We start from the raw sequence: 7,204 nt of genomic DNA on the forward strand, positions 1-7,204 counted from the left end.
TCCCGTCCGCGACGGTCCCGTCGAACGGCACCCGCTCGCCGGGCCTGACGAGCAGCCGGTCGCCCGGCTCGACCGCCTCCGTTGGGACGGTCCCACCCGATTCACGTCTCACGGTCGTCTCCGCCGCCGTCGTTAGCGCCGAGAGCGCGCCCGTTGCGCGCTCCTTGATGATCGCCTCGTAGTGGCCACCGGCGGTGACGACGAGGATCACGGCGATGGTGACGTCGAAGTAGAGGTCGGTCCGGCCGAGGAACATCGCGAGCGTGCTGTACGCGTACGAACTCGTCGCCGCCAGCGACACCAGAAGGTCCATGTTCGGCTGCCCCGCCCGGAGACTCACGTACGCCCCGCGGAGGATCGGGAACCCGGTGTAAAACAGCACGATGGACGTGAACACCCAGATCTGGGTGAACAGGTAGAGTCCCGACACCCCGCCGAGATCCAGAAGCGGCTCGTATCCGAAGTAGGTCGGGTACAGGAACAACACGTACCACAGCATCGCCATCATGCCGAAGAACCCACCGCCGACGAGGAACCGAACCACATCGACGTCGTCACCCTCCGGCTCCGGTTCTGCCCGGTCGCTCGCGGTGTAGCCCGCGACGGAGAGGGCGGTCGGGAGGTCGTCGCGGTCGACCTGTTCGGGGTCGTAGTCGACGCGGATCGTGTCGGTCGCGTAGCTCGCCTCGGCGGCCTCGACGCCCTCCTGTTTCCCGGCGGTCAGCTCGAGGAAGGACTCACAGGTCGCACAGTGCATCCCGTCGACGTGGAGGAACGTCGTCTCGCCGTCGAACGATTCGCCCGGGTCCGCCCCCGGGCGGCGCTCCGCGACGTCGTCGAGGTCGTCGACGTCATCGAGCGAGCGGGCAACCGCCAGACACCCCCGACAGCAGAACTCGCCGTCGACCGACGGGTCCGTGTGTGGGTCATCCCCAGTTGGGAGGTCACAGAGTGTACAGCTCGACATATGTTGGGTTCACGATCCGTCAGTCGGGGCGCTCTCGGCGCACTCTACCGGTCAGCTGCTCCCGCGTGCGTCGTGATCGGTCCCATTCCCGTCGAACCGATCGCTTCCGCCGGTGGCGATACGGAGGCTCGCGAAGATCAGGAACACGTTCACCGCGGCAACCGCCACGAGCAGGTCGGCTCGCGCGACCGCGTACGCGAGTACCGGAACGAGTGCGCCCAACACGAGGAGTACGGCGCGCTGTAACGGGAGCTGCATACCCACAATTATCCCCGCTGCTCATACATAACAGTAAGGTTCTTACTATCTGGGAACGGTTCGATCGTATATGAGCCGGTACGGCCAACGCCTACCATGAGCCGAACCGAGACCGCACAGGCGGCCGTCGACGACGGCGGCGGCGAGGAGGAGTTCGACCCGGTCGGGACCCTGGCGCTCATCGCCGTGTACTTTGCGATATTAGTGTTGGCGTGGGTGTACGTTTACTACATCGAGTTCCTCGGGCGGGACCTCGTCATCGTGGGGTGACCACGGAATGCATATCCACGCATACGAGAAACTCTGGCTCGCGCTGTCGCTCGTGTTGATCCTGCTACTTATCGGATCGGTCACCTACGGCGCGGTCGGCCCGGGGATCGCGATGGTCTCCGATAGCGGCGGACAGATCGACGCGGGTGCGCTCGACGAGGACGACCGGTTCGCCGACCCGCGTGTCGAGCAGGTCGGCGAGAACAGCTACGAGGTGTACGTGGAGGCGTACCAGTACGGGTTCAACCCCGGAACGGGTGACCCGATCGTCGTGCCCGAGAACAGCGAGGTAACGTTCTATATCACCTCTTCGGACGTGATCCACGGCTTCCAGGTCGTCGGCACGAACGCGAACACGATGGTCGTGCCCGGCGAGGTCGCCGAGATCTCCGTCGAGGCGAACGAGCCCCGCGAGTACGGGATCGTCTGTAACGAGTACTGCGGTGCGGGCCACCACGTCATGGAGGGAACCCTCAAGGTCGTCTCCGAGGAGGAGTACGCCGAGATGACCGACGGAGGTGACGACGCATGAGCGCCGAACTCGAAACGGAGCCGACGTTCGTCGACAAGTTCCCCCAGGAGGCGAAGGTCGTCCGTGCCGCGTTCCTCGGCTCCTTCCTCGCGCTCGCGTTGGGTGCGCTGTTCGGCATCGTCCAGACGCTCCATCGGACCGATATCTTCCGCGGGCTCATCAGCTCCGCGGAGTACTACACCGTGTTGACGGCCCACGGCGTCTTCCTCGTCATCAGTTTCACCATCTTCTTCCTCGTCGGCCTGTTCACGTGGGCGGTCGTCCGAAGCCTCGACCGCCCCGTCGTCGACATCCGAATCACGTGGACGTGGTACCTGCTCATGTCGGCGGGGATCACGATGACCGGGATCGCGATCCTCGCCGGGTTCACGGACCGGCTCGACATGAGTGCCGACGTGCTGTTCACGTTCTACGCGCCGTTACAGGCGCACCCGCTGTTCTACGCCGGGCTCGTCGTGTTCATCATCGGGACGTGGCTCGCGGGGGCCGACTGGTTCCGCACGTGGCTCGCGTGGCGCGAGGACAACCCGGACGAACGGATCCCGCTCCAGACGTTCATGGTGCTGACGACGATGATCATGTGGTACATCGCGACGTCGGCGATCGCCGCATCCGTCCTCGTCTTCCTGCTGCCCTGGTCGCTCGGGTTGATCGAGCAGGTGAACCCAACGCTCACGCGGACGCTGTTCTGGTTCTTCGGCCACCCCGTCGTCTACTTCTGGCTGATGCCAGCGTACCTGCTGTGGTACACCGTGCTCCCGAAGATCGCCGGTGGACGGCTGTTCAGCGACCCGCTCGCCCGGGTCGTCTTCGTGTTGTTCCTCCTGCTTTCGACCCCCGTCGGGATCCACCACCAGTACCTCGACCCCGGCATCGCGGAGGGGTTCAAGTTCATCTCGATGACGAACACGATGTTCCTGTTGTTGCCCAGCCTGCTCACCGCGTTCACCGTCGTCGCCAGCGTCGAGTACGGCGCACGTCAACGCGGCGGCACTGGGCTGTTCGGCTGGCTTCGGTCGCTTCCGTGGCGGAACCCGGCGTTCACCGGCATGATGCTCGCGGGTCTGATGTTCGCGGCCGGCGGCTTCTCCGGCATGGTGAACGCGGGGCTCAACATCAACTACATGATCCACAACACGCTGTGGGTCCCCGGTCACTTCCACCTCACCGTCGGTACCGCGGTCGCGCTCACGTTCATGGCGGCGACCTACTGGATCTGGCCACAGATCACGAACAAACCGATCTACAGCAATGCGATCGGGCTGTTCCAGGTCGTCCTCTGGTTCATCGGGATGGCGCTCATGTCGAACGCGATGCACGCGCAAGGGCTTCTGGGAGTCCCCCGACGGACCGCGGAGCCGGAGTACGCCGGCTTCGACTACCCGATCGGCTTTGGCGGCGTCGAGGAGCTCAATATCCAGATCGCCATCGGGGGGACCCTGCTGTTCGTCTCGACGGTCTTGTTCATCGGTAACGTCGTGTTGACGATGGGGAACCCGAAGGTATCCGGGCTCGCGGAGCCCCTCCCGCCCGCACTCTCCGGTCCCGAGGACGCTCCGAAGGTCTTGGATAACCTGCGCCTGTGGGTGGGGATCGCGGTCGTCCTCGTCGTGCTCGCGTACGCGCTCCCGCTCGCGGCTATCGTCAACAACGGCGGCCTGTTCGGGCCCGGTGTCGGGACGTACCCGCAGTGGGTCGCGGCCCCGGTGGTCGCGGTCGCGGACGCGGTCGCCCCGGTCCTCGGTGCGCTCGCCGACACCGCGACGCCGGTCGTGGAGGTGATCCGATGACCGTGGACATCACTCGCGGCGGGCTGTACGTCGCGCTCGCGGTGTTCGGCGTGATACTGTACGAGATCCGGACCGTGCTGGATTTCGTTGGGGTCGAGCTCCCGTTGATCCCCTACATGATCGGCGTGTTCGTGCTCGCCGGTGTCGCCATCGCCGTCGTCCAGCTCAAAGGTGGCTGGCGCGACGCCGACGACGCGAGCGCGTCGGACCCGAACGACCCCGCCTAACCGTCCGATCCATGGCGACGAACACCGACGACGACGCCGCGAACACGGCCACACCGCCCCGGCTCCCTGACCGCTTCTACGGGCGCTCGGGTGCGGTGTACCGTGGTTCGCTGGCCGGGACACTCGTTGCCCTCGCGTATCTCGTCGTTCTCGCCGTCTACCTCGCGACGACGAGCGTCGACGTGATCGACCCGAGCCGTGCCGGCTACCCACTCGTCTGGTTCTCCGTCGGTGCCGCGGCGCTTGCGGCGGCCACGGCAGCCGGGGGACGGGGCGGGAACACGACGGCGGTCGGTGACGTCCCTCGCTGGGCGGTCGGTGTCGCCATGGCATACGTCCTCCTGCTCGCGGGGGTCAGCGGGCTCGTCTCCTTCGGCACGACGGGCGTCGGCGTCTCCGTGACCGGGGCGCTTCCGGGGTGGGGACCGATCGTCCTCGCCGATCTCGGCGTGCTCGCGGTCGCGGTCGTGCCGTTTCAGGCGGTTGGCTACGTCGTCCTCGGCGTCCTGTTGGCGGGCGCGCTCGCCGTTCGGTCCGGGTCGCTTGCGGCCGGGTTCGTCGGGTTGTTCAGCTGTGCCGGCTGTCTCCTGCCGGTCGTCGCTGCCCTCGGGTCAGCCGTCGGCATCCCGCTGTTCGAGGGTGTCGGATCGATCCGGCTGTCGACGGTCGCGTTCGTCACGGCTACGCTGCTGCTCGCGGCCGTCGTCGTCCGCGGGGGCGGTTCTTGCCGGCGATGATGGCGGGACAGGGCATCGACGGGGCCCGGTAGGTCCTCGGCGATCGGTCGCTCCGACCACGCTCGAACTCCGTACCGACTGCGGCTAACCCCCTTCTTGAGCACGCTCGAAGCCTTCCCCGACTGCCGCCGGGTCAGCGCTCGCTGAACCCCTCCACGACGGTTTCGATGTCGTCGACGACGCGGTTGTGGTCGAGGTTCTCACCGCGGTAGGCGCGCTCGACGACGCCGTCGGGATTGACGAGGAGCGTGACCACGATGTGTGCGAAGTCGTACCCCGGGAGTCGATCGCTCTCGGTCTCGCGCTCGAAGCCGAACCCGAGCTCGTCCTCGACCACCCGTTTCGCTTCGTCCGGGGTCTCCGGGCGAAGGTAGTGCCAGTTGCCGGCGTCGAGGTCGACGCCGTAGATATCGGCGTTCTCGCGGAGCGCGGCCGCGTCGTCGCGCTCGGGGTCGAACGTGATCGGGAGGAAGACCACATCGTCGTCCAAGCCACGCTCGGCGACGAGCCTCTGGATCCCGGCGAGTCTGGTCAGCAGGACTCCACACTCGGCCGGACAGGACGCGAAGAAGGTGGTGTACACCGCGGTGCGGTCGACGTCTCCGCTGTCGACGGTGGTCCCTTGGACGGGGTCCGCCAGCGAGAACGTCGGCATCGACTCGCCGTAGGCGGGGTACGAGAGCGCCTCGCTCTCGGCGATCTGGTCCTCCTGTGGGTCGAGGACGACGTTTTCCGGTCCGTCGTCGAACACCCGCGTAAGACAGCCCGCCGTTCCGGCCGTTACGGCAGCGGCCCCACCGAGCAGTGCGCGTCGCTTCATAGCTTCTCTCGGGTTTCGATCCGAATAACGCGTCTGGTGCGATCGTCCGACGAGTCTCGGAACGTGCTCGACGACCGCCCCGGCGGGACAGCCGCTCAGATCGGGGAGTAGTACGGGATCGGCGGGTGTGGCAGCGGGACGCCGATCACCATGAGTCCGTGCTGGAGCGGGATGTAGCCGAGGACGACGAAGACGACGCCGAGCACTCGATGGAACCGCAGTCGCGTCTCCCGGCTCACCGACGCGAACAACGTCCCCATCAGGAACATCGCGGGGATCGTCCCGATGCCGAGCGCGGCGAGCGCGAGGGCACCGCCGAGGGGGTCGGCCTGGACGAACGCGTAGAGGAACGCAGGGTACAACAACGGACACGGCAACAGCCCGTGTGCCGCACCCAACCCGGCGATCCGGGCGTCCCCGACCCATGCGTCCACTCGCGGCACTATCCGACCGGTGACGACCGTGGAGAGCCGACCGAGGCCGGGGATCCGGGTCGCCGGGAACTCGAGCCGCACCGCGTACCGGACCCCGATCGCGACGATGACTGCGCCGACGACGATCCCGGTCACGGCGTGAACGTCGCGCGCGACTCCCGTCGCTGCCCGCCCCGTAACGAACGCGACGCTGCCGGCGAGCCCGAACAGCGCCCCGATCGCCGTGTAGCTCGCGGCCCGCCCGAGGTTGAACAGCGCGTGTTGTCGGACCTGTCGCACGGTGAGATCGTCGCTCCGGCGACCGTCGTTCCCCCTCCGCATCCGGTCGGCGTACGTCGTGACGAGCGGGCCACACATCCCGATACAGTGGGCTCCGCCGAGCAGCCCGATGGCGAGGAAGACGACGAGGCTCAACGGCTCGGACGCGTAGATGCTACCGGACGGCTCACACGTCGCCGTCACGGCGATCCGCTCCAGCCTGTCTGCGTGTCGTCGCCCACGGCCGCAGCCCCGTCGTGACCCCCGATGGCGGCCGCGTCGTGATCCCCAGTAGCGATCGACTCAGTGGCCCTCTCAGAGTACCCGTCGGTGGGTCCGCGCGTGCCCGTCACGTCGGTTTCGTCCACGTCGTATCGTTCGTTCCACGTCCGATTAACGCGTCTGGTGCGATCCTCTCGCGAGCGATCGCGGGCGTTATCTCGCGGCCGGCCGTACGGGCCCCATGGATCGACCGGATCGAAGCCGGATCGTGGTCGCGTGTGCCGACTGTCGGTTCGAATCGGCGTATTCGACGCTCCGTGCCGCGCGCTCGGCGCTCGCCGACCACGAAGCGGAGCACGGCCACACGGTCGACTGGCGGATCGAGGCGCTCTCGAGTGGGGTCGAGCGGGCGGGCGCGGCTGCCGGCGTTTGTGGGGTCCCCGGGTCCGCCGACGCGGACTCGCCCCTTCTCGGGGGTGGGGAGGCGACGCGCGGCGATGTGGCCGCGGATAGCCGCAAGAGCGCTGACGACTCAGACGGCGAGTCCGATCTGAATCGCGCCAGCGACGACGAGGACCGTGCCGGCGACTCGCGTTAGCGACCGCGAGTGACCGGCCAACCGCTTCAGGGCGGTGTCGTGACCGATCCCGACGAGCACGGTCGTCGCGAGCAGCAGCGCGGCGAACGTC

At 67.3% G+C, this 7,204-nt stretch carries 11 protein-coding genes; 6 read left to right on the forward strand and 5 right to left on the reverse strand.

The features are described 5' to 3' along the window. On the reverse strand, positions 1-967 hold a 967-nt coding region (locus ACFQEU_RS08875; RefSeq protein WP_379781311.1), incomplete at its 3' end, for a cation transporter. 51 nt (positions 968-1,018) lie between these two features. Then, positions 1,019-1,225, reverse strand: a complete 207-nt coding sequence (locus ACFQEU_RS08880) for a hypothetical protein (RefSeq protein ID WP_379781314.1) — start codon at positions 1,223-1,225, stop codon at positions 1,019-1,021. 96 nt (positions 1,226-1,321) lie between these two features. Here ACFQEU_RS08880 and ACFQEU_RS08885 point away from each other — a divergent pair, with 96 nt between their 5' ends. Genes ACFQEU_RS08885 through ACFQEU_RS08905 form a run of 5 tightly spaced genes read left to right on the forward strand, consistent with a single transcriptional unit; the run spans position 1,322 to position 4,781 of the window. Further along, a complete protein-coding gene (locus ACFQEU_RS08885; RefSeq protein WP_379781317.1) occupies positions 1,322-1,495 on the forward strand; it encodes a hypothetical protein in 174 nt (57 codons plus the stop codon). Positions 1,496-1,502: 7 nt separating this feature from the next. Beyond that, complete coding sequence (locus ACFQEU_RS08890; protein ID WP_379781320.1) at positions 1,503-2,027, forward strand: cytochrome c oxidase subunit II; 525 nt, start codon at positions 1,503-1,505, stop codon at positions 2,025-2,027. Further along, positions 2,024-3,817 (forward strand): b(o/a)3-type cytochrome-c oxidase subunit 1, encoded by a 1,794-nt coding sequence (locus ACFQEU_RS08895; protein WP_379781322.1) that lies wholly within the window; start codon positions 2,024-2,026, stop codon positions 3,815-3,817. The genes ACFQEU_RS08890 and ACFQEU_RS08895 overlap by 4 nt, the downstream gene beginning before the upstream one ends. Beyond that, entirely contained in the window at positions 3,814-4,044 is a 231-nt protein-coding gene (locus ACFQEU_RS08900) for a CbaC protein (RefSeq protein ID WP_379781324.1), read from the forward strand. Before ACFQEU_RS08895 ends, ACFQEU_RS08900 begins: the two co-directional genes overlap by 4 nt. 11 nt (positions 4,045-4,055) lie before the next feature. Next, entirely contained in the window at positions 4,056-4,781 is a 726-nt protein-coding gene (locus tag ACFQEU_RS08905) for a DUF7546 family protein (protein WP_379781326.1), read from the forward strand. A 133-nt stretch (positions 4,782-4,914) separates the two neighbouring features. Here ACFQEU_RS08905 and ACFQEU_RS08910 read toward each other — a convergent pair whose 3' ends face one another. From ACFQEU_RS08910 to ACFQEU_RS08920, 3 genes are all read right to left on the reverse strand, one after another. Continuing rightward, on the reverse strand, positions 4,915-5,601 hold the full coding sequence (locus ACFQEU_RS08910; RefSeq protein WP_379781328.1) for an SCO family protein: 687 nt from the start codon (positions 5,599-5,601) through the stop codon (positions 4,915-4,917). Between the two features lie 95 nt (positions 5,602-5,696). Further along, positions 5,697-6,497, reverse strand: a complete 801-nt coding sequence (locus tag ACFQEU_RS08915; RefSeq protein ID WP_379781330.1) for a sulfite exporter TauE/SafE family protein — start codon at positions 6,495-6,497, stop codon at positions 5,697-5,699. Continuing rightward, a complete protein-coding gene (locus ACFQEU_RS08920; protein ID WP_379781332.1) occupies positions 6,494-6,661 on the reverse strand; it encodes a hypothetical protein in 168 nt (55 codons plus the stop codon). The genes ACFQEU_RS08915 and ACFQEU_RS08920 overlap by 4 nt, the downstream gene beginning before the upstream one ends. Before the next feature lie 95 nt (positions 6,662-6,756). Between ACFQEU_RS08920 and ACFQEU_RS08925 the strand changes: the two genes are divergently transcribed. Continuing rightward, positions 6,757-7,113, forward strand: a complete 357-nt coding sequence (locus ACFQEU_RS08925) for a DUF7542 family protein (protein ID WP_379781334.1) — start codon at positions 6,757-6,759, stop codon at positions 7,111-7,113. Positions 7,114-7,204 lie beyond the last annotated feature (91 nt).

The organism is Halorubrum tibetense (genome assembly GCF_042661865.1).
GTDB lineage: Archaea > Halobacteriota > Halobacteria > Halobacteriales > Haloferacaceae > Halorubrum > Halorubrum tibetense.

Coding starts and splice junctions, on each gene's coding strand:
- ACFQEU_RS08900 (WP_379781324.1), top strand. CDS start 3,814: ATGACCGTGGACATCACTCGCGGCGGGCTGTACGTCGCGCTCGCGGTG.
- ACFQEU_RS08910 (WP_379781328.1), bottom strand. CDS start 5,601: ATGAAGCGACGCGCACTGCTCGGTGGGGCCGCTGCCGTAACGGCCGGA.
- ACFQEU_RS08890 (WP_379781320.1), top strand. CDS start 1,503: ATGCATATCCACGCATACGAGAAACTCTGGCTCGCGCTGTCGCTCGTG.
- ACFQEU_RS08895 (WP_379781322.1), top strand. CDS start 2,024: ATGAGCGCCGAACTCGAAACGGAGCCGACGTTCGTCGACAAGTTCCCC.
- ACFQEU_RS08880 (WP_379781314.1), bottom strand. CDS start 1,225: ATGCAGCTCCCGTTACAGCGCGCCGTACTCCTCGTGTTGGGCGCACTC.
- ACFQEU_RS08885 (WP_379781317.1), top strand. CDS start 1,322: ATGAGCCGAACCGAGACCGCACAGGCGGCCGTCGACGACGGCGGCGGC.
- ACFQEU_RS08925 (WP_379781334.1), top strand. CDS start 6,757: ATGGATCGACCGGATCGAAGCCGGATCGTGGTCGCGTGTGCCGACTGT.
- ACFQEU_RS08905 (WP_379781326.1), top strand. CDS start 4,056: ATGGCGACGAACACCGACGACGACGCCGCGAACACGGCCACACCGCCC.